The following is a 19,115-nucleotide window of genomic DNA, read 5'->3' on the forward strand; positions in this document are numbered from 1 at the left end:
CAGGCGCGTGGCCGGGTTTACGCCACAGCCATGATGACATGTGCCTGAATTTTTGCAGCAACCTCGCCGCTGCCATGTCTGGCTGCAATCGCGGATGCGGCGTGTTCGATAGCAGCGTCGAGTTTTTCGGCGTCTCTCGCCTCTATTTCCGTGCGAAGAAGGGTACCCTGACAATAGGCGACGGCAGGAAGACGCGGCGAGGGCGCCCGGCTTTGTTCGGCTCTCGTCTCGATCGTCATATGCGAGAAACCCGCCTCCTCCAGATCGCGGCGGATCAGGGCGATATCGTGATAGCCGTGCGGCGTGCGCGCCAGAAAGCGTGGCGGATCGTCCGGAAACATTTCCGCAAGAGCATTCGTCACGTCATGCGCAAAGATATTCTCCTCGATGCGATCCCAAACATTGAACAGGAAATGCCCTCCGGGTTTTAGTACCCGTCTCGCTTCGCGGTAGCCGGACATGCGGTCGGGAAAGAACATCACTCCGAACTGACAACAAACGAGATCAAAGGCTGCGTTTTCAAACGGCAGCGCCAGGGCATCCGCCTGGCGCCATCTGATGCGGCTGTCGGGAGGCTGGCGCGAAGCGGCATAATCGAGCATAGGCTGGTTGAGGTCGGTTACGGTATAAGTTGCGTCAGCGGATAGTTTTGGCGCCAAGATGCGGGTAACCGCCCCTGTGCCCGCGGCGATTTCCAAGACGGTATCGGGCGACAGGGATGCTGCTCGTCGCGCAAGATCTGCTGCGTATGGCTCGAAAATCAAAGGGACCATATAGCGGTCGTAGTTTTCCGGAATCGAGCCGGCGAATATCTTGTCCGTTTCCAGCATTGCTGTCCCACCACCCGATTGATGGGGTATGAGAATAGCACATAATCAGCCGTTCCTCCGGCTCATTTTCCCAATCGTCCACGAATAGGCTGCCGTCTTCCGCCCTTCGGGCAGCATCCTATGCAGGTCTCACTTCAATTCTGTCGGTCCGCATGGCGCAGAAAATCCCGATGTCAAATCCGCTTGGTGCCTGACAGGGACGACGCCGATCGCCTCGCACCCGAAGCGGGCTTTCATTCAGTGACATCGACCAAACGTTCAATGCAGGATCGACGCTTTTGCCTTGCGGTCGACCAATGCTTCCACGATGCCGATCAGCCGTGCCGCGCGTCTCAGGACTTCGACGCCCGCTTCGTTGATCGCGATCTCGTCGCTCATCCGCTCCATGCACCTGGCGATCTCCATCAATTTCTCGCCGAGATCGGCGTGATGGAGCCGGTCAGCGGCGCGCGAAAGCCGGCGCAGACATTCCTGATATCTCGATGCGAGAACAAGCCTGTCGGTGATCGGGTTGCCTTGCGGAGCGGCTGGAGACTGTAACGCCTTCTGTCGCATTCCATTCTCCTTATCCGAAGATCCAGGTTGGCTTGCGGGCCTGCTCCCGACTGCTCATGGCGAAATCCTGCCGGTCCAGGGACTTCAGAGCAGCAAGGATATCCCGGTAGCGGATGGAGCAGGCGACACCAGGAGGGTGACGCAGTTCAGGACAGGATTCGACCGCGTGAAGGTCGGACGCCCACGATGCGAGGATCGCGCGCTTCTCTTCGGTCGTTATCTTGTCCGAAGCGAGGACTTCGTCCGGATGGGAAAAATGTTGCTGGGGATGCAGGATATGCGACGCCGAGATGGCATCGAGGACATTTGCCGAGCCAACTGCTGCCGTGCCTTCGATAGTCATGTTCGATCTCCTAAAAACTTTCGACAGGTGAAGAAAATCTCCAGGCGGATAAGAGATTGTTTCGGTGTTTTCGGCGTTCAAGTGGACCGGAGCGGCGTGTTCAAAAAAATTTTGCAGGCCCTCTTGAAAGGCGAAAACAGCCAAACCAAATCGATTTTTGCCGGCAGCCCAGCAGGGGGCCGGAAGCCGGAGACGCAGTTTCCGACGCGTCTCCTTTCCAACTCGCTTTACGGAGGATTTGGTCATGAGAAACGAATTCGACTTCGCACCCTTCTACCGCTCGAGCATCGGCTTCGACCGCGTTTTCAACCTTCTGAACAATCCGCAGCGTCTGCAGGCCATCGACACCTGGCCGCCCTACGACATCGTCAAGACCGGCGATAACGATTATCGCATCCAGATGGCGGTCGCAGGTTTTGCCGATAGCGATCTGGACGTCACTCAGGAACGCAACGTGCTGGTCGTGAAAGGCGAGAAGAACGAGGAAAAGCAGGGCGACTATCTGCATCGCGGCATTGCCGGCCGTTCCTTCGAACGGCGCTTCGAACTTGCCGACCATGTCCGCGTCGAAAACGCCTCGCTGACGAACGGCCTTCTGACCATCGCGCTGAAGCGCGAAATCCCTGAAGAGATGAAGCCGCGCAAGATTGCAATCGGCGCCGCCGAGGGCTCCCATGCGCCGATGCAGATGATCGAAGGCGAAAAGAACGTCGCTTAATCGGAGGGGGAGCGAGGAGCCGGTGCGATAAGGTGGCGCTGGCTCCTATCTGCAGGACATGAAAACGATCGATGTTCGAAAACCGCAGCCGTTCGACGCGCACGATCTTTCCGTCTGCCAGCCTGTTTTCGATACTGTTGTAAAAGAGGCAGGCATCGACAAAGCCTCTGAAGAGGCGGCGCGGATTGCCGCAATCATGGTGGAGCTTTATCGGCAAGGCGTGCGCGATCCGGAGCATCTGCGGATCATGGTTGAAGGCGCTCGAGGTCTCTTCAGCCGTCAGGAGACTGTCGACGCAATCGCTTGACCGGTGACTGGCTGAGCCCGCTGACTGGCTGAGCAGTGTGAGCGACCGCCTGCTGCGAGCAGGCGGCGGAGATCGCAAAGTCGAAGGCCAATCAGCTCGCTTGCCACCAGCCTCGTCGCTGGTGCCGCGGCGATTTGCTTCCATTGCAAGACGGTGAGATTGATATCACACTGACTGCCGCTCATCGGAGAATAGAGAGTGCCGAAAGCGACGCGTCGCCCGACGGTCATTCGATCGCCGATGAGGCCAACGTTGCGGCTTGCTCTATCGCGAAGCACTTGCGGGGGTCATCCAATGTCGCTTGTCTACAGACCTGCACGGGCCGACGATCTGGCCGCGACCGATGTTCTGGTGGTTGCCAGCATCAACGATCTTACCGTTCGGCATGGCTTTGGCAGGATGGCTGCAGCAAGCCCTCCCAATTTTCAGCTGTTTTCGCTGCAGGACGACCCTGATGGCCTATGGGTCGCGGAAGAGAATGGGGAAATTCTCGGCTTTGCCTGGAGCTGGGTTTGCGGCGATGTCTGGTTCCTCGCCCAGCTGTTCGTCGATCCCGCCCGGCAGGGGCAGGGCATCGGAAACGAACTCCTGGAGCGAACCATGGAGCACGCCCGCAAATCGGGGGCTATCCACAAGGCGCTGATCACCTTCACTTTCAATCGCGTGTCGCAGGGTCTCTACATGCGGCACGGCCTCTTTCCCAAGACGCCGATCTACTTTTTCAATGCCACGCGCGAACGGGTGAAGCAGACGCTGCCGGAACCGCCATTGCGTGCCATCGCGATCGACAGCAGCGCAGCGACGATGAACAATCTTGCCGAGATCGATCTCCGTGCCATAGGCGCCTCGCGGGAGAAGCATCACCGCTACCTGCTCAGTGATCCCGCGACCACAGGGGTTCTGCTTTATGCCGGCGATGGCCCTGTCGGCTATGGCTACATCAGCTCCAATGGGCATATCGGTCCCCTCGCGGTCATGCGGACCGACGTTCTTCGCGATGCCTTTGCGACCATGTTGACGCTGGCGGCAGATGGCTCTGCCGAAACGATATCGGCGTTCCTGCCGGGCACATGCGACAGCGCCTTGAGCCTCGCCATCAGGCAGGGCATGCGGATCACCTTTCCGATGTTATTGATGGCATCGCCCGGCTACGGCGACTGGATGCAGTATCTGCCGCGAAATCCAGGCTTCATGTGATCTGCGATCTGCCAGTGCCGCGCGCAATGGCTGTAAAGCGCAGCCGATATTCACACATAGAAATCGAGGTCGTGCAGTGCGGCCCTTACCTCGAGCAGCAAGGTCACCAGGGAAGCGGCGAAGAACAGAAGCGCGATCGAGAACATGAGAGCTGCGCCGTATTCATGCCTGAAATTCAGGAATGAGCTCGCGAACGCCAATATGACGAGCACGGTCGTGAAGATTCCGCTCATCACGGCGTATTCTATTGCCTTGTTGAGCAATCGCGCACGCCGCTTCAATCGCGGAAGGACAGTTTTCATGTGGCTGCGGCCAGGGTCGCCGTCAGGCAGAGCGTTTAAAACATTACTGCGATCCACGATCCGGTTCATGCGCGTGATCAAGACCGAGATGAATGCTGCTACAGCACCCAACAGAAAGGCAGGGGCAGTCGCCTGCGAGATCACGCGTGAGATCTGTTCAGCGGTCGCTACTTCGCTCAGCATAATATTTCCTTTTGATTGTTTATTGGCGCCTCCGCGCGATACCTTGCAATCACTCCGAAAATTGCAAGCCGGCCTTCTTCAGCGAGCCCAGGAAAGATGCGATGTCTTCGGGCCGGGTGAAGCGCAGGGCCGCTTCGGCGCGGAGGTTCCGCACCAGGGCCGGCTCATGCTCGACGAGCCAGGCGCGCTCGCGATCGGCAAGCGCTTCGTCACCCGTTTCGGCGAAAATCGCGATCGCAATGACGTGATAGAGAGCGTTTGCGGGCACATCCGCCTTTCTGATCCACATCGCTGCCTCCTCATAATCCCCATGGAAATATGAGCAAAGGGCGAGTGCCGCTTCATAATATGCAGGAGGCCCCGCATTGCGCTCCCACGCCTTCGCCACCAGGGCGCACCCTTCGTTCCAGTTTCCGGACATTGCCAGCCGATAGCCGTATTCGCCCATGAGCTCGGTATCGTTTGGATTGATAGAAATCGCCCTGGCGCCCACTTTCATGGCTGCATCGACTTCCTTCCGGAGATAGAGCGCGAACATCTGCGCCTGCAGCCCCCGGACATTCAAGGGTTCCAGTTCCACCGCGCGCCGTGCAGCGGTAAGGGCCTGATCGATCAATGCCGGCGATCGGACAGGATCGATAGGGTAGCCAAAGCGGGCCTCGTCGATGAGCGTCAGCGACAGTAGCGCCCAGGCGGTCGCGTAGTCGGGAAAGCGTTCTACGGCCTTCTCGAGACACGAGCGGACCGACGGGCGAACTCTTCCATCGAAGCTGGCGCGATAGGAATAGTAGGAAAGCGTGCAGGCATAGGCGGCCCAGTCGTCCGGAGGGTTCGGAACGGCACGCTTCGCATCGGCCTGAAAGATGACCCCGTAGGCCTGCGCCAGGGTTGTTGCTACGTTGCTGGCAATGTCGGCCTGGGACTTCAGCAGATCGCCAACGGTTGTCGCGCCGTCATAGCTCGCGGCCCAGAGCACGGTCCCGTTCGGACTGCTGCGGAGGCTGACCTGCAGCCGGAAGGTATCAGCCGACGTATAGAGGCTTCCGCCGAGCACGTATCGAACCTGGCGTTCGGTCTCGGGACCGGGGGATTGAACGACGACGATGTCCTTGAATTTGGACAGTCCGCTGACGACCTCCTGCGTGAGGCCGCGAGCCAACGCTGCGGAACCTTCCTTGCCGGACAGGTCCTCGAACCATTCGACCGCCAGATGCGGTCTTTCCGGACCGCTCGCGATGGGCCGAGGAGAAATCACCTGCCACCACAGCATGAGAACGGCAGCGGCCACTATCGCTGCTGCAGCCATGCCGGCTGCCATCATCACAGGCAGCCGGTGAACTGTCCTTGCCGGCGGCGGCGCCATCGGAGGGGCGGCGGACGCCTCCTGGTCGCCGGGACTTGGAGAGCGATGCAGGGAAAACGTCGGAACATAGGCGCCCTTCGGTATGCTGATGTGGATGGGGTCAGCCAGACCGGCGGTCAGATAATACCGTTCGAGCGAGCGCCTGAGATGGCCTGCCTCGACACGGACAATGGGATCGGCCTGCGGATCGAAGGAGGCGTCGCGGCCAAATACCTCCACGGCGATCGAGTAGGCCTTGATACGCATTCCGCGCCCGCACAAGGTTTCGTTCACGACATAGCTGAGAAATCGGCGCTCCCGATCGGTGGCGTCAAAATCAACGCTGCCAAGTATCAGGGCAAGCTGTTCGCGGCAGGCGTCGACGGGAAGACCCGACGCATCGGTTGCGCCGTTTCGGGTTCCTGCTTCCATGACGAACGCCCCCCAGCTTCGCATAGCGGGGCTCGACCGTTTCCGACCTTTACCCCTATATTTCATGTTAATTACATGCCATTTCTGGGTGCGGCAAGAGTTTGGAGTATAGTAATCGCAATTTTGGATTGCGATATGACGACCCTAAAGGAAACCAGGCAAGCAATTCTGTCGTCGGTCCTTCGCCGGTTCCCCGAGCGCGAATTCAATATTCGTCGGATGATGGAGAAGGATCAGACCTTCTTCGATCTATGTGAGGAACTTGCCGTCGCTGAAGATGCCCTCGCAAATGTGGATCAGTTTCCTCCGGCAATACGTTCGGAAAGACGGGCCGAGTGGCAGGACCTCGTCGACCGCCTGGCAAAGGAAATAGACGGCGCGCTGCAGAATACGCGAAATCGCATCTGATCCATTCGCTCGAGCGCTCGGACTGCGGCAGCGTCCTCGTGCGCGGCCCAGACGATGCGCGCCTGCAGGGCCAACAGCAATTCTCTATCGAGTTCCTGGCGGTTGGCACTAAGCGCTTGCGGATGACATCGCACGTTCTCCCGCCGCCGGCAGTTCAAGAACCTCGGGCTCAGCCTGGCCGCCACGCCCACGCGCACAGTTAATAACTGTAACATACCTCCACAACTCCCGGTGGGCTGTCCATGGTACTGTCGGTATTTCGCAGCAGGAGCTCATGATGAATATCACCCGTCGTAACCTGACTTTCGCCGGCCTCGGCCTACTCGCCGGAACCGCAATCTCTCCAGCCCGCGCGGAATTCGGCGAAGGAGGATTGCAGATCGGCGAGGATCTGGAGGACTTCTGGATCGCAACCGACGCATATATCTATGGCTACCCTCTGGTGACGATGGAGATGACCCGCCGCGTCATGACCAACGTTCCCGAGGTCAAGGGTACCCGTGGTCCCATGGGACATATCATCAAGCTGCGGGAGTACCCGGACGCCTCTTTCAAGGACGTGACGGCACCGAATGCCGATACCCTGTATACGACCTCCTTCTTCGATGTCGGCAAGGAGCCCTACGTGCTGAGCGTGCCGGACATGAAGGACCGCTATTTCCTGCTGCCGATGCTCGATGGATGGACGAATGTCTTCCAGGTGCCGGGCAAGCGGACGACGGGCACCGGCGCGCAGACCTACGCCATCACGGCTCCCGGCTGGAGCGGGACGCTTCCCGAAGGGATCACGAAATACGAGTCCCCGACCAATTTGGTCTGGCTGCTCGGCCGCATCTACTGCACGGGAACGCCCGAGGACTATGCCGAGGTCCATAAGCTGCAGGACGAATTCAAGCTGGTCCCGCTCAGCGCCTATGGCAAAGACTATACGCCGCCACCCGGCAAGGCCGATCCGTCGATCGACATGAAGACGGCCGTGCGCGACCAGGTCAACCGCTTGAGCGCGGTCGAATATTTCACGCTTCTTGCAGATCTGATGAAGACGAACCCGCCGTCAGACGCCGATGCGCCGGCCCTGGAGCGCTTTGCGCGGATAGGATTGGTCGCGGGCAAGGACTTCGACGCCAGCAAGCTGAAGGCGGACTTCCAGAAGCGGATCCCCGCCATCGGATTCGATCGGATCATGCTGCAGTTCAAGATCAACAGTCATGTTCAGGACATCAATGGCTGGGCATTCACGACTAAGACCGGGCTGTACGGAACTGACTACCTGATGCGGGCGCTCGTCACGGCGATCGGTCTCGGCGCCAACAGACCCCAGGACGCCGTCTATCCGACGTCCCAAAAGGACGCTCATGGACGGCCTTACGACGGCCGAAAGAAATACGTCATGCACTTCGAAAAGGGGAAGACGCCGCCGGTTTCGGGCTTCTGGTCGCTCACCATGTATGACGAGAACTACTTCTTCGTCGCAAACCCGATCAACCGCTATTCGATCAGTCCTCGGCAGGATCTGAAGTACAATGCCGACGGCTCATTGGACCTCTTCGTGCAGCACGAGTCTCCCGGCGCCGGCAAGGAATCGAACTGGCTGCCTGCGCCGGCCGGCAAGTTCTACCTGATGATGCGGCTGTATTGGCCGAACGAGAATGCCCCTTCGATCATCGACGGCACCTGGAAGATCCCGCCGGTCGAGGAATTGGGCTAACCCGGCTCAGCCCGTCGTTCGGTTTGCGGACGACGGGCTGGATCGCTGTCTCGTCAATCGAAGGAGAAATGCTCATGACCTTCAGAAAAACTGCATATGCCGCGGCAGCTTTGACAGGGCTTGTCCTTTATGCCGGCGCGACGCTGGCTGAGGACGCGATTTCCGCCCCCGCGACAAAGATCATCGGCACATCGAGCACGCAGAAGACGGATCTGGTTCCCTCGCTGATCGTGATGAATTCCGGCGGCGCGACCCTGAAGGGCGACACGCTCACGCTGACGGGCATTTCCAGCAATTCGATCCTGTTTGCCGACCGGCCTGTCCGCTCCGCCGGCCATGCGCTGACCACGCACCTGCTGGAAGAGTGGGCTCAGGGCGGCAGCTTCGAAAAGGATCCGCCGAACGCCACTATTTCGGTACTGAACAAGGACGCGTCCAGCGTCGAGGACGCCGTCGTCGTTCTGAAGGAGCCGAAGCTCGAAGGTCCGAACCTGACGTTCAAGGTGGATGTTCTGGAGGGCAGCTTCGCCAAGGCGGACGGTCCGGCATCGATCTTCATCGACATCATCGGGATGCCGAGGACGCCCCTGTCGTTTGCGGGTGTAGCACGAAGAACGGCCTTTCGGGGCGCATGGTATGCCGGAGCAGCGGCGGGCGCTGCGGCCGCTTACGGCCGGCCCGCATGTGGCCTCTATCCATATCCGCCGTGCTACTAGGCCCTGTCCCACGGGCACCGGACCTATTCATCGCGACGCTGGCGTTTAAGCCTTAGAGGGGACTTATGGGACTGAGACTTTGGACGATTTCACTGACTGCGGCGCTGGCGGCAAACAGCGCCGTATTTGCCGCCGACATGGCTCGCACCGTCACGCCTGAAGCCAAACAAATCGAGACCGAAAGCGGCTGGACCTTTACCTTCGCTCCCTACTTCTGGGGTGCGGGATTGTCGGGTGACGTTGCGCAGTTCGGCCTGCCGTCGGTGCATGTCGACGCCTCGTTCGGCGATATCTGGGACCACCTCGACTTCGGCGCGATGGCCACCGGCGAGGCTCGCTACGACCGGTACAGCGTTTTCGGCGACATCATCTACACGAAGATATCCAGCAGCGAGGGGACGCCTTTCGGCGTTCTGGCGGACGAGGCGAAGCTTGATACAGAGGTTTTCACCGGACTTGTGGGGGTCGGATATTCGGTGCTGGACGATGCGGCCGGCCACCTCGACGTTGTCGGCGGTGCACGGGTCTGGTCGGTCGACACGAAGATCTCGCTGGAGGGCGGGCTCCTCGACGGCAGATCGAGGAGCGATGGCGACACCTGGGTCGATGCCGTCGGCGGGATCAAGGGAACCTATGCGCTGACCCCGAACGTCTTCCTCACCGGGTGGGGGCTGGTCGGAGGTGGCGGCGCCAACCTGGACTGGGACGTTGCGGCAACCATCGGCTACAAATTCAACGAAACCGTCTCCAGCGTGATCGGCTACCGGGCCATCGGCGTCGATTACGAGAATGATGGTTTCGAGTTCGACGTCGTCGAACAGGGGCCCATCCTCGGCCTTGTCATTCATTTCTAGCTCGAAGCTGCGGACCCCCAGGAATGATCGGATTGAGGCGGCACGTTTCCCGAAGCATCGCAGGCAGCGTGCGATTCTGGCTTCGCTTTCTCTGCGCGCTTGCCTTCATGACGCTGCTCTGCGCGTGCGCGGGTCGCCCCTCGGGCGTGCTCGAGCCGGTGGCAGCCAATCCTTCTGCAAGTCAGGTCGAGATGCTGGTCGCAACGACCCGAGAACGTGCAAAGACGCCCGGCGAGATGTTCAGCGGCGAGCGCTCCCGCACCCCAAACTTCGCTGACATCACGGTATCGATTCCACCCGACAAGGTCCGCAAAGCGGGCGAAGTCGCCTTTCCGCGAACCTTGCCTCCAAATCCGGCGCGGGATTTTGCAGCGCTGAAGGCTGAGGAAATCGACCGCGCAGCAGCCGAAAAATGGTTGCACGATCATGTGCGCAAGAGCCCGGACGGCAGCGTCCTCGTCTTCATACACGGGTTCAACAACCAGTTTGACGATGCGGTCTTTCGTTTCGCGCAGATCATCCACGATTCCGGCGCGCACAGCGTGCCGGTGCTCGCAACCTGGCCGTCACGCGGGAAGCTCTTGGCCTATGGCTACGATCGCGAAAGCACCAACTACACGAGAAATGCTGTAGAAAGCCTGTTCCAGTATCTGGCGCGTGATCCCCAGGTGAAGGAAGTATCGGTCCTGGCCCATTCGATGGGCAATTGGCTGGCGCTGGAATCCTTGCGTCAAATGGCAATCCGCAACGGAGGGCTGCCGGCCAAGTTCAAGAACGTCATGCTGGCGGCGCCTGACGTCGATGTGGACGTGTTCGGTTCCCAGATCGTCGACATGGGCAAGCAACGGCCGCAGTTCACGCTCTTCGTTTCCCGCGACGACCGCGCGCTTGCCGTCTCTCGCCGCGTGTGGGGCAACGTTCCCAGATTGGGAGCGATCGATCCTGAACAATCGCCCTATCGGGAAGAACTGGAAACGAATAAGATTACCGTCATCGATCTCACGAAGCTCAAGGAAGGGGACAGCCTCCATCACACCAAGTTCGCCGAGTCGCCCGAGATCGTACAGCTGATTGGCAGACGTTTGTCCGATGGACAGACCTTGAGCGACAGCAGGCTGGGACTTGGCGATAATATCATGGTCGCGACGACGGGGGCCGCGCAGGCAGTCGGGACCGCTGCAGGGCTGGTCATTTCCGCTCCTGCGGCAATCGTCGATCAAAACACGCGGGAAAATTATGGCCACTACGCCGAGACGCTCGTCGCATCTCCCGGTGAACCGCAGTCAGAGTCAAGTACACGCAGGTGTCAAACCATCAGCAAGACGGGGCCTGCAAACTGTAATCGTTAGACCGGCAAGCCAGGCGACAGATCGGACGCGGACGAAATTGAGCGTCTGCACGAGGCTTCGCTGGCCTTGAAGCTGCCCCACGCTTTCGCGATCTCTCCAATTGCTGCACCGGGCGGATCTGAGTGCACCGCGCCGGGCGGCGCGATCAGGCGCCTTCGGTGCGCAGCTTCCCGAAAATCCTGACGAGCGCATCCAGATCACCGGCCGACAGGCTTGCCAGTTCTGCCGGCGGCTCGTGATAGGCCGCCAGCAATTCGTTCTTCGTTGCGGTTCCCTTTTCTGTTGCCCGCACGAGCTTCACACGTCGATCGCCGGGTGAGGGAATGCGGTCGGCGAGGCCGGATCGCTCCAGCCGGTCTACCAGCCATGTTGCCGTCGAGGGATCGCAGCCCCAATCGCGCGCCAATGCCCCGATCGGTTTACCGTCCTTATCGAGCGAGAAGAGGGCGCGGGAATCGTTCGGCGTCAGCCCATGCCTTTGCTGTGCGGCCAGACGCTGCGGCGCCGAGCGCATCAGAAAGTTGAACATCAAGCGCCAGGCCTCCTGGGCAGGATCGGGCGCATTCCGGGGGGGCGTCATGTCTTGGTTCCGTGCTGCTTCGCTAACTTGACATAGTTTGATTCATCAAATATTTTTGTCAATCAAAATAATAATAATCGCCATTTGCAGCCCGGCTTTGCCGGGAATGGATCCGCTTGCCCCAAACGCTGGAGAAACTCATGAGCACGCATATCCCGGTTCTGATCATCGGCGGCGGCCTGACCGGCCTCACCGCCGCCGCACTCCTCGCCCGTCAGGGTGTCGGCTGCATGGTGGTGGAGCGCCATGCCGACACGTCCATCCAGTACAAGTTCGCCGGCATCTCGCCTCGCAGCATGGAAATATTCCGCAGTCTCGGGCTGGAGGCGGAAATCCGTGCCAAACGCACCGGCGACCAGCAGGGCGGCGGAATTGCACGGGCCAGAAACCTGGCCGATCCGGATGTTCAATGGGGCGGTCAAGCATGGCCCGATGCCAGTCCCTATAGCCCAACGCAGCCCGCGACCTGCGACCAGCATGTCCTGGAACCCATCCTGCGCCGTTGCGCGGAGAGGGCTGGCGCCGACACCCGCTTCAACACCGAGTTTTTATCGCTGGAGCAGGATGCCGCCGCTGTTTACGCCGTCATCCGCAATCGCGAAACCGGGAAGGAGGAAACTCTTGTCGCCGACTATCTGATCGCTGCCGACGGCGCCAACGGCACGCTGCGCGAAAAACTCGGCATCGACCGCAAGGGCCCGGGCGTGTTGCAGCACTGGATGAGCATCATCTTCGACACCGACCTGTCTCCCGAGATCGGCGGCCGGCCGCTTACCTCCTGCTTCGTCAGCGACCTCAACGCCACCATTACGCCGCGTCCCGGAGGACGCTGGCTGCTGGCGCTGCAATATTTTCCGGAAAAGGGTGAGCGACCGGAGGACTTCGACCGTAACCGTTGCCGGGAACTCGTCGAAAAGGCAGCCGGCCGAGCCGGCGTCAAGGCAGAGCTGGTCGATGCGCGCTCCTGGGAGATGGCGGCATTCCTTGCCGACCGCTTCAGCGCGGGCCGCTGCTTCCTGATCGGCGATGCCGCGCACCTCATGCCGCCGACAGGCGCATTCGGCGGCAATTCGGGCATCCACGACGCGCACAATCTGGCCTGGAAGCTCGCCATGGTCGTCCGCGGCGAGGCGAATGCCCGCCTGCTCGACACCTATGACGCAGAGCGCCGGCCGGTGATCGCCGCGACGCTGGCGCAAGCGCTCGCCCGCCTGCAGCAATGGTTCAGGGATCCTGCGGGGCGGTTGCCGCCTGCCGTTGCCATCGTGAATGACTATGATGTCGTGTTCGGACAGCGCTACGACAGCGGTGCATTGGTGCCCGAGGATGGCGCTCCCGAACGGGCGTTCGAACCGGTCGCGGAACTTGCCGGCATACCCGGCACCCGGGCACCGCATCTCGTCATCGAGCGTGACGGCGAAACGCTCTCGACGCTGGATCTCTTCGGACGCGATTTCGTGCTGCTTGCAGGCGATGCGAAGTGGCGCGCCGCGGCAGATCGCCTGCGCAAGGACGGCGGCCTCCCGCTCGCATGCCATGTCCTCGGCATATCGGGCGATCTTGCCCCGGAGGGACGCTGGCCCGGCGCCTATGGCGTGGAGGAAAGCGGCGCGGTGCTCATTCGCCCCGACGGATTCGTGGCATGGCGTGCGCCAGGTGTGGAGACGGATATCGCAGGTCGGCTCGTCCAGGTTCTGGAGGAGGTCGGTATGCGTATCGGCCATCGCGACGGGACGCGTCGGTGACGGCAGAACCAGATTGCTTCCGTTTCTCGGCCCCGAGACGCTGTCATTCGCTGCGGCTTCGCTGCTCCCTGGCGGAATCCTTCCTGCCGGCAGGGACGCGGACGCACCAGGACCCTCCATGCCGGTTCGAACTGACGCGGAATTGGGGCTTCATCTGATCCGTGGGTGGATCAGCTCTCAATGGAAATCAGCAGCTATCAATAGCCGCCGATATTGCCGTTGGCGCGAACGGCACCAATCCCCATCGGAGTTGCGTAGGTCGTGTTGTCGCCGCCGGTGCCGCTGGTTGCGCACCCTGAAAGGCTCAGAAGCGTGATCGCCACCGCGGCCAAAAGGTATTTTACAGGCATGACATTATCCCCCTATCGGTCACGGCGCAGGCCTTCAGGACCAGAGCACGAATATTCCCTAAACCATCGGCGTTGGCAACTGTAGCGAGTAATGTTCGACGCAATTGCCTCAATGATATTGTCGCCGCCGCAAGACTGTCTCAGGCTTCTGTTTCAAGCCTTGCCCGGAGATCGCGCAGCACCTGGCTAAACTGCGCCGGTGCCTCGAGCGGCGCATATTCTCCGCAATTGCGGATGACGCGGCTCTCCAGCCGCTGTGCGCCGACCGCGCGAAGACCTTCGACATAAGGTCCGATCTCGCGCCCATCGGCGTCGCCGCGCAGGTAAAATAGCGGCGTATCGATGGGTTTCACCTTCGCGTTGTGGCGGGCATCCCGTTCGAACGCGCGATACCAGTCGAAGCCGGCTTTGAGCGCTTCCGGACGCTCATAGGCTCTTGCGAAGGCAGCGCGCATGTCTTCGGTGAGGGCGGCCTTGTTCCCGGCCAGAACATTGAAAAAGAACTCGAAATAGGCGCGTTCCCGGCCAGCGACCAGCGTCTCCGGCAGATCCGGAACGGCGTGAAACGCAAAATGCCAAATGCGGGGATCGGCGATGAGTTTCGACCACGGCTGCACGCCGGGAAGGACAGTATTTATGACCGCGGCGCCGGCGATGCGCGCGCCATGGTCGCGCGCGGCAGCAAAGGCGATCATGCCGCCGACATCGATGCCGGCAATCAGGATCGAGCTTGCGCCGAGCGATTCCGCGGCGGTGAGCATGAGATCTGCGAGAACATGCTTTTCGGCCGACGGCGGCCGTCCCCGCGAGCCGCCGATATCAGGCAGATCGAACGCCAGCACGAAGGCATCGTCACTTAGGTCCTCGATGACCCCGTCATAGATGCTTCTGGAGAACGGCCATCCGTGCAGCAGGACGAGCGCCGGGCGTTTCGGATCGCCGGCGCTGCTGCAGGCGAGCGTGACGCCGCCTATTTCTATGGATGTTCCTCGCTGGTTTCCCATTGCACCCGCTTTCGGGATGGATAGGCGGTTGTTACCGGCACACGGACTTCTCGCCGCCGCGTCGAAGGTCTTGCTTACGTCGCCAACTCGCATCCAGGAACGAGTTGGTTTCGTCCTCGTAAACGGAATAGCGAAGGCACGGTTCCGGCAACGCTGCGGCGGCCCGGCTGTGCGGCGGCGATCGCCGAATGTCCTGCCGCATGCCTGCTTCGCGCTGCCTCCGGATGTCGCCGAACCGACAAACCTTGCGAACGCGACGGCGTGCCCTAGTTTCAGCGGCATACCCTAGGTTGAGGTCGTGCAGGAATTTGCGACCGGTGCGCATGCCATTGTTCTAACCCAACTTTTCAAATCATAAAGGGCCTCCGTCATGTCGGACAAATCGAAGAACGGCATCGATCGCCGTAATTTCATGATTGCATCACTTGCAACGGTCGGCGCGTCGGCCGCCCTTGCCGCCGCCGCTGATGCCGCTGATGCCCAGGACACAGCGGCACCCGCTTCCCGTCCAGGATCAGGAACGGTCTATACCGGCGATACTATCGAGGGAAAAAAGGTCGTCAGCGCCCTCGACGTCAATGATTTGGAGCCCGGCAAGAAGCATCTCTTGTATTTTCAGGGCGTGGAGATGCCGACCGGACAGTACTGGTACGTGTCTGTGACAGTCGCCAAGGGAGCAAAGCCAGGCAAGCGCGGCGTCCTGACCAGTGGTGTGCATGGCGACGAAATGAGCAGCATCCACACGGTCCAGACGGTGATGAACCAGCTCGATCCGGCGCAGATGTCGGGCACGGTGATGGCGGTCACCGACGTGGCACGCCCGGCCATCGAGGGCATGCAGCGCAGATGGCCCAATCAGGGCAGGGGCATCGACCTGATCGATATGAACCGGGAGTGGCCCGGGAACGAAAACGGACTGACTGCGCCCAGCCGGCATGCCGGGCTTTTGTTCAACCGGCTGCTGCGGCCGAATGCCGACTTCGCGATCGACTTCCACACCGGAACAACCGGATTCGAAGTCACCGCATTCAATATTGGCGGCCTGGACGTGCCCGAGGTCAAGGCGATGGTGGAACTTTATCCCGTCGGCCAGATCTTCGACAACCATGTCTATCCCGGTGTCCTGCACAATGCGTTCATGGACGTGGGCATCCCATCCTTCACGCCGGAAATCGGCGCCGCACGCGTGCTGGACCTCGAAATGATCTCGCTGTTCGTGGAAGGCACGATGAACGTCCTCAAGCATCACGGCATTGTTGCCGGGCCGATGGGCCGGACGGGCAAGGACGTGAATGTCTTCGTCGGCAACAGTGCCTTTCCGATCCTGGCGACACAGGGCGGGATCGTCGAACATCTGGTCAAGCTCAACGACAAGGTCGAGCCCGGACAGAGGGTGGCCATCCAGCGCAACAGTTTCGGCGAGGTGGTTGCGGAATATACGAGCGGCGTGGCCGGAGAGATTACGGGCCAGCGCAGCGATGCCATGTCCGAGCCCGGCAACCCCCTGGCATTCATCCTCTTCCACAAAGTGGCGCCGGAGGAGGGCCAATCCTATCCCGAGTGATGCGCCATGCCTGGTCTGATGTTCAGCGTCCGTCGTCACCCAGCATGTGATCCGCAAGCCTGTAACAGTGGCTCGCCTGGTAGGCGTTCCGGCCACGGTTCATGTGCGTCAGGTTGAATGCCCGGATTGCCTGCAACGCACGGGGCGTGGCGAGAAATTTGTCGATCGAGGAGAAGCCGCGGACCTTGACGCCGAAAATGTCCTCGCCCCTGGGGAAGATATAGCTGACGTCTTCCGGCGCCAAGACGCAGTGCTCGAGGAAATCCTCGTCCACCTGGCCCTCGTCGAGCGAGTGGTCGGTCGTGAAATCGGAAAGATGCACCAGGAACAATGCGCGGATATCGTCGCCATCCGCATAAAGCGAGAAGAGCTCCATCCAGCTTGCATTGACGCGAACGAGCGCCTTGCCCGGAGTGGACGGCAGACAGGAAACCGACCAGTAGTGCCGCTCGGTCCGGCGCGGGATGGGGATGCAGTCGCTCCCATAGCGCCGGAGAATCTCCAGAACCGCTTGTGCCTGCGGCCGGCGCAGCAGCTTCTCGAACCTCGCGACGTATTTGAGGCGCAGTTCCAGGGATTCCGGGCGCTCATCGGCGTCCTGCAGGATCGTCTCGCCGTGCATCCAGTCGCGCTGCTGCTTTAGATCGAGGAACCGTCGCAGACCGGCGGTGTTCCGGCGGCGCGCCGCGCTCGCGTCATCTACCATGAAAGCAACCTCAGGCTCCGCTTCTGAACCGCTCCTCGCCTTGTCGCGGCGACAGAGCTTTTTTCCCTGGCCATATATCCACCATTTGCCGGCATGGGCAAAGGGCGGTGGGGCCGAAACGTCCGTGGATAAACGGTGGGCTGACACCGATCGTTGCACGCCATCGCGATCCCTTCTTTTCCGGTCTGATTTTTATTTGCCAACCGTTTGCAACTAGGTCTGACGAGGTCCGAAACATTCCAGAAGGAAACGGCCAATGACATCAAGGATTCTCCGTCGTCCGGAGGTTCAGAACAGGACGGGCCTTCCCACCTCGACCCTCTACGCTGCCATTGCCGACGGGCGGTTTCCGCCGCCGGTGAAGATCGGCAAGCGGGCGGTCGGCTGGGTGGAAGGGCAGGTCGAGGCGTGGATTGCGGACTGTGTGACTGATGCCGCTCCCCCTTCTCCCCCAGGGGAGAAGGGGACATCACTCCCTCCCGCGCGGAAGATCTCATGCCACAGATGACTGAACATGCGCCATCGCGCGACTGGCTCGCCATGCTCAAGACGAATGACAAGGGCAATCCCCTTCCTGGCCTCACGCGCAACTGGACCGTGATGCTGGAGCACCACCCCGATACACGCGGAATGCTCGCCCTCGATGAATTCAGCGGCCGGACGATGTTGCTTCGCCGGCCGCCGTGGGAATTGCGGCAGGGCGACTGGAAGCCTCGCCCCCTCGGCAACAATGATCTCGCCGAAGCGGTGGAATGGCTGGAAGGTTTTGGCTTGACGCCAAAGGTTTCCAACATCAATCCCATCATCGACAAGGTCGCCGGCCGGCATCCCTATCATCCCGTGAAAGACTGGCTGTCGTCACTGCCGGCATGGGACGGGACGCGGCGTGTCGATACGTTCCTGACCTACTATCTCGGCGCCGAGGACACGCGGCTGAACCGTGCCTTTGCGCGCAAATGGCTCTCAGCGCTTGCCAGACGCGTCTTTGAACCAGGGTGCCAGTTCGACTACGTACTGACCCTGCAGGGCAGGCAGGGGCTCGGAAAATCGTCTTTCGGCCGGGCGCTCGTTCCGATCGAGGAATGGGTGACCGACGGCCTGACGGTGGGCGAAAGCGCGCGCGAAGTGATCGAGACCACGCGAGGGCGTTGGGTCATCGAGCTCGCGGAGCTTGCGGGCCGGTCGACCCGGGAGATCGAGACGATCAGGAAGTTCATCACGGTTCGCGTCGATACCGCGCGCGGGGCGTATCAGCAGAGGCCCGACGACGTGCCGCGCCAGTTCGTGTTCTACGCCACGACCAACGCCGATGAGTTCCTGACCGACACGAGCGGCAACCGCCGCTGGTGGCCGGTCAGGCCCACCGCGATCGATCTCGCGGCTATCAGGGCCGACCGTGCGCAGGTCTGGGCCGAAGTCATGACGATCTGCGAGCATGAGACGCTGTGGCTGGACGACCCGGCATTGAAGGCCGATCTTGAAGCCCTGCATCACGGCGTGATGGATTTCGGCCCCACCTACGATATCATCCGCGACCTGATCCCTGACGGGGATATGATGGTGCCCTGCGCCGATGTGCGCAAGCTCCTGAGCGGCGGAAGCGAGGATGCCAGCCGCCTGCCTTCCGGCTGGCGCGCCAACCTGCAAAGGGCGCTTGTGGGGCTAGGGTTCGAACCTCAATCGGCGGTTTTCAATCGCGGGCGTGAGGCTGTGCGGGTTTATGTTCGCGGGGATGTGAGCGGCAGGCCTTGGGCGCGATGGGCTGATGGACGCATTGCGTTTGAGCACGGCCGGCGCGGGCAGGACCGGAGCTTCTAGGAGGATGTGCGCGCAATATCCTCGCCGGCCTTCTGCCGGTGTTCCTTGCGAACCGACCTGCAGAATTGCTTAGGGCGCTTACGATTGCTTACACGAACTTTGTA

General features: G+C 60.9%; 21 protein-coding genes. 12 read left to right on the forward strand and 9 right to left on the reverse strand.

The window, feature by feature from the left end; translation table 11 throughout:
- Positions 1 to 17 precede the first annotated feature (17 nt).
- The 3 genes from EV281_RS12715 to EV281_RS12725 form a co-directional block, all read right to left on the reverse strand.
- A complete protein-coding gene (locus tag EV281_RS12715) occupies positions 18 to 830 on the reverse strand; it encodes a class I SAM-dependent methyltransferase (protein ID WP_132653462.1) in 813 nt (270 codons plus the stop codon).
- Positions 831 to 1,088: 258 nt separating this feature from the next.
- Complete coding sequence (locus tag EV281_RS12720) at positions 1,089 to 1,385, reverse strand: hypothetical protein (protein WP_132653463.1); 297 nt, start codon at positions 1,383 to 1,385, stop codon at positions 1,089 to 1,091.
- Positions 1,386 to 1,395: 10 nt separating this feature from the next.
- On the reverse strand, positions 1,396 to 1,728 hold the full coding sequence (locus EV281_RS12725) for a hypothetical protein (RefSeq protein ID WP_132654278.1): 333 nt from the start codon (positions 1,726 to 1,728) through the stop codon (positions 1,396 to 1,398).
- 244 nt (positions 1,729 to 1,972) lie between these two features.
- Between EV281_RS12725 and EV281_RS12730 the strand changes: the two genes are divergently transcribed.
- The 3 genes from EV281_RS12730 (at position 1,973) to EV281_RS12740 (ending at position 3,950) form a co-directional block, all read left to right on the forward strand.
- The gene (locus tag EV281_RS12730; RefSeq protein WP_132653464.1) at positions 1,973 to 2,446 is read left to right on the forward strand and encodes an Hsp20 family protein; all 474 of its coding nucleotides are present in this window, start codon (positions 1,973 to 1,975) and stop codon (positions 2,444 to 2,446) included.
- Positions 2,447 to 2,504: 58 nt separating this feature from the next.
- On the forward strand, positions 2,505 to 2,753 hold the full coding sequence (locus EV281_RS12735; protein WP_132653465.1) for a hypothetical protein: 249 nt from the start codon (positions 2,505 to 2,507) through the stop codon (positions 2,751 to 2,753).
- 294 nt (positions 2,754 to 3,047) lie between these two features.
- Entirely contained in the window at positions 3,048 to 3,950 is a 903-nt protein-coding gene (locus EV281_RS12740) for a GNAT family N-acetyltransferase (protein ID WP_132653466.1), read from the forward strand.
- A 50-nt stretch (positions 3,951 to 4,000) separates the two neighbouring features.
- On the opposite strand, the gene EV281_RS12745 is transcribed toward EV281_RS12740, so the two are convergent.
- Both EV281_RS12745 and EV281_RS12750 read right to left on the reverse strand, forming a co-directional pair.
- Positions 4,001 to 4,435, reverse strand: coding sequence for a DUF2721 domain-containing protein (locus tag EV281_RS12745; protein ID WP_132653467.1), 435 nt, complete (start codon positions 4,433 to 4,435; stop codon positions 4,001 to 4,003).
- Positions 4,436 to 4,484: 49 nt separating this feature from the next.
- Positions 4,485 to 6,209, reverse strand: a complete 1,725-nt coding sequence (locus EV281_RS12750) for a hypothetical protein (protein ID WP_132653468.1) — start codon at positions 6,207 to 6,209, stop codon at positions 4,485 to 4,487.
- Between the two features lie 135 nt (positions 6,210 to 6,344).
- Between EV281_RS12750 and EV281_RS12755 the strand changes: the two genes are divergently transcribed.
- From EV281_RS12755 to EV281_RS12775, 5 genes are all read left to right on the forward strand, one after another.
- Positions 6,345 to 6,617 carry a hypothetical protein gene (locus EV281_RS12755; RefSeq protein ID WP_132653469.1) on the forward strand — a complete coding sequence of 91 codons (273 nt, stop codon included), beginning with the start codon at positions 6,345 to 6,347 and terminating at the stop codon, positions 6,615 to 6,617.
- A gap of 277 nt (positions 6,618 to 6,894) precedes the next feature.
- A complete protein-coding gene (locus EV281_RS12760; RefSeq protein ID WP_132654280.1) occupies positions 6,895 to 8,325 on the forward strand; it encodes a DUF1254 domain-containing protein in 1,431 nt (476 codons plus the stop codon).
- Positions 8,326 to 8,399: 74 nt separating this feature from the next.
- Positions 8,400 to 9,041, forward strand: a complete 642-nt coding sequence (locus tag EV281_RS12765) for a hypothetical protein (RefSeq protein ID WP_132653470.1) — start codon at positions 8,400 to 8,402, stop codon at positions 9,039 to 9,041.
- A 65-nt stretch (positions 9,042 to 9,106) separates the two neighbouring features.
- The gene (locus tag EV281_RS12770; protein WP_132653471.1) at positions 9,107 to 9,895 is read left to right on the forward strand and encodes a hypothetical protein; all 789 of its coding nucleotides are present in this window, start codon (positions 9,107 to 9,109) and stop codon (positions 9,893 to 9,895) included.
- A gap of 107 nt (positions 9,896 to 10,002) precedes the next feature.
- Positions 10,003 to 11,244: an alpha/beta hydrolase gene (locus EV281_RS12775; RefSeq protein WP_132654282.1), complete on the forward strand. Its 1,242-nt coding sequence runs from the start codon at positions 10,003 to 10,005 to the stop codon at positions 11,242 to 11,244.
- Between the two features lie 145 nt (positions 11,245 to 11,389).
- On the opposite strand, the gene EV281_RS12780 is transcribed toward EV281_RS12775, so the two are convergent.
- Positions 11,390 to 11,824, reverse strand: coding sequence for a MarR family transcriptional regulator (locus EV281_RS12780; RefSeq protein ID WP_132653472.1), 435 nt, complete (start codon positions 11,822 to 11,824; stop codon positions 11,390 to 11,392).
- A gap of 140 nt (positions 11,825 to 11,964) precedes the next feature.
- Between EV281_RS12780 and EV281_RS12785 the strand changes: the two genes are divergently transcribed.
- The gene (locus EV281_RS12785; RefSeq protein ID WP_132653473.1) at positions 11,965 to 13,569 is read left to right on the forward strand and encodes an FAD-dependent monooxygenase; all 1,605 of its coding nucleotides are present in this window, start codon (positions 11,965 to 11,967) and stop codon (positions 13,567 to 13,569) included.
- A gap of 197 nt (positions 13,570 to 13,766) precedes the next feature.
- Here the strand turns inward: EV281_RS12785 and EV281_RS31110 are convergent, their stop codons facing one another.
- Entirely contained in the window at positions 13,767 to 13,919 is a 153-nt protein-coding gene (locus tag EV281_RS31110) for a hypothetical protein (protein WP_165911884.1), read from the reverse strand.
- Positions 13,920 to 14,059: 140 nt separating this feature from the next.
- Entirely contained in the window at positions 14,060 to 14,923 is an 864-nt protein-coding gene (locus EV281_RS12790; RefSeq protein WP_132653474.1) for an alpha/beta hydrolase, read from the reverse strand.
- A gap of 370 nt (positions 14,924 to 15,293) precedes the next feature.
- Between EV281_RS12790 and EV281_RS12795 the strand changes: the two genes are divergently transcribed.
- Entirely contained in the window at positions 15,294 to 16,487 is a 1,194-nt protein-coding gene (locus EV281_RS12795) for a succinylglutamate desuccinylase/aspartoacylase family protein (RefSeq protein WP_132653475.1), read from the forward strand.
- A 22-nt stretch (positions 16,488 to 16,509) separates the two neighbouring features.
- On the opposite strand, the gene EV281_RS12800 is transcribed toward EV281_RS12795, so the two are convergent.
- Positions 16,510 to 17,193, reverse strand: a complete 684-nt coding sequence (locus EV281_RS12800) for a hypothetical protein (RefSeq protein WP_132653476.1) — start codon at positions 17,191 to 17,193, stop codon at positions 16,510 to 16,512.
- A gap of 256 nt (positions 17,194 to 17,449) precedes the next feature.
- Here EV281_RS12800 and EV281_RS12805 point away from each other — a divergent pair, with 256 nt between their 5' ends.
- Positions 17,450 to 17,701, forward strand: coding sequence for an AlpA family transcriptional regulator (locus EV281_RS12805; protein WP_132653477.1), 252 nt, complete (start codon positions 17,450 to 17,452; stop codon positions 17,699 to 17,701).
- On the forward strand, positions 17,689 to 19,011 hold the full coding sequence (locus tag EV281_RS12810) for a virulence-associated E family protein (protein WP_132653478.1): 1,323 nt from the start codon (positions 17,689 to 17,691) through the stop codon (positions 19,009 to 19,011). The genes EV281_RS12805 and EV281_RS12810 overlap by 13 nt, the downstream gene beginning before the upstream one ends.
- The last annotated feature ends 104 nt before the right edge of the window (positions 19,012 to 19,115 follow it).

This window comes from Rhizobium sp. BK418, assembly GCF_004341105.1.
Lineage (GTDB): Bacteria > Pseudomonadota > Alphaproteobacteria > Rhizobiales > Rhizobiaceae > Rhizobium.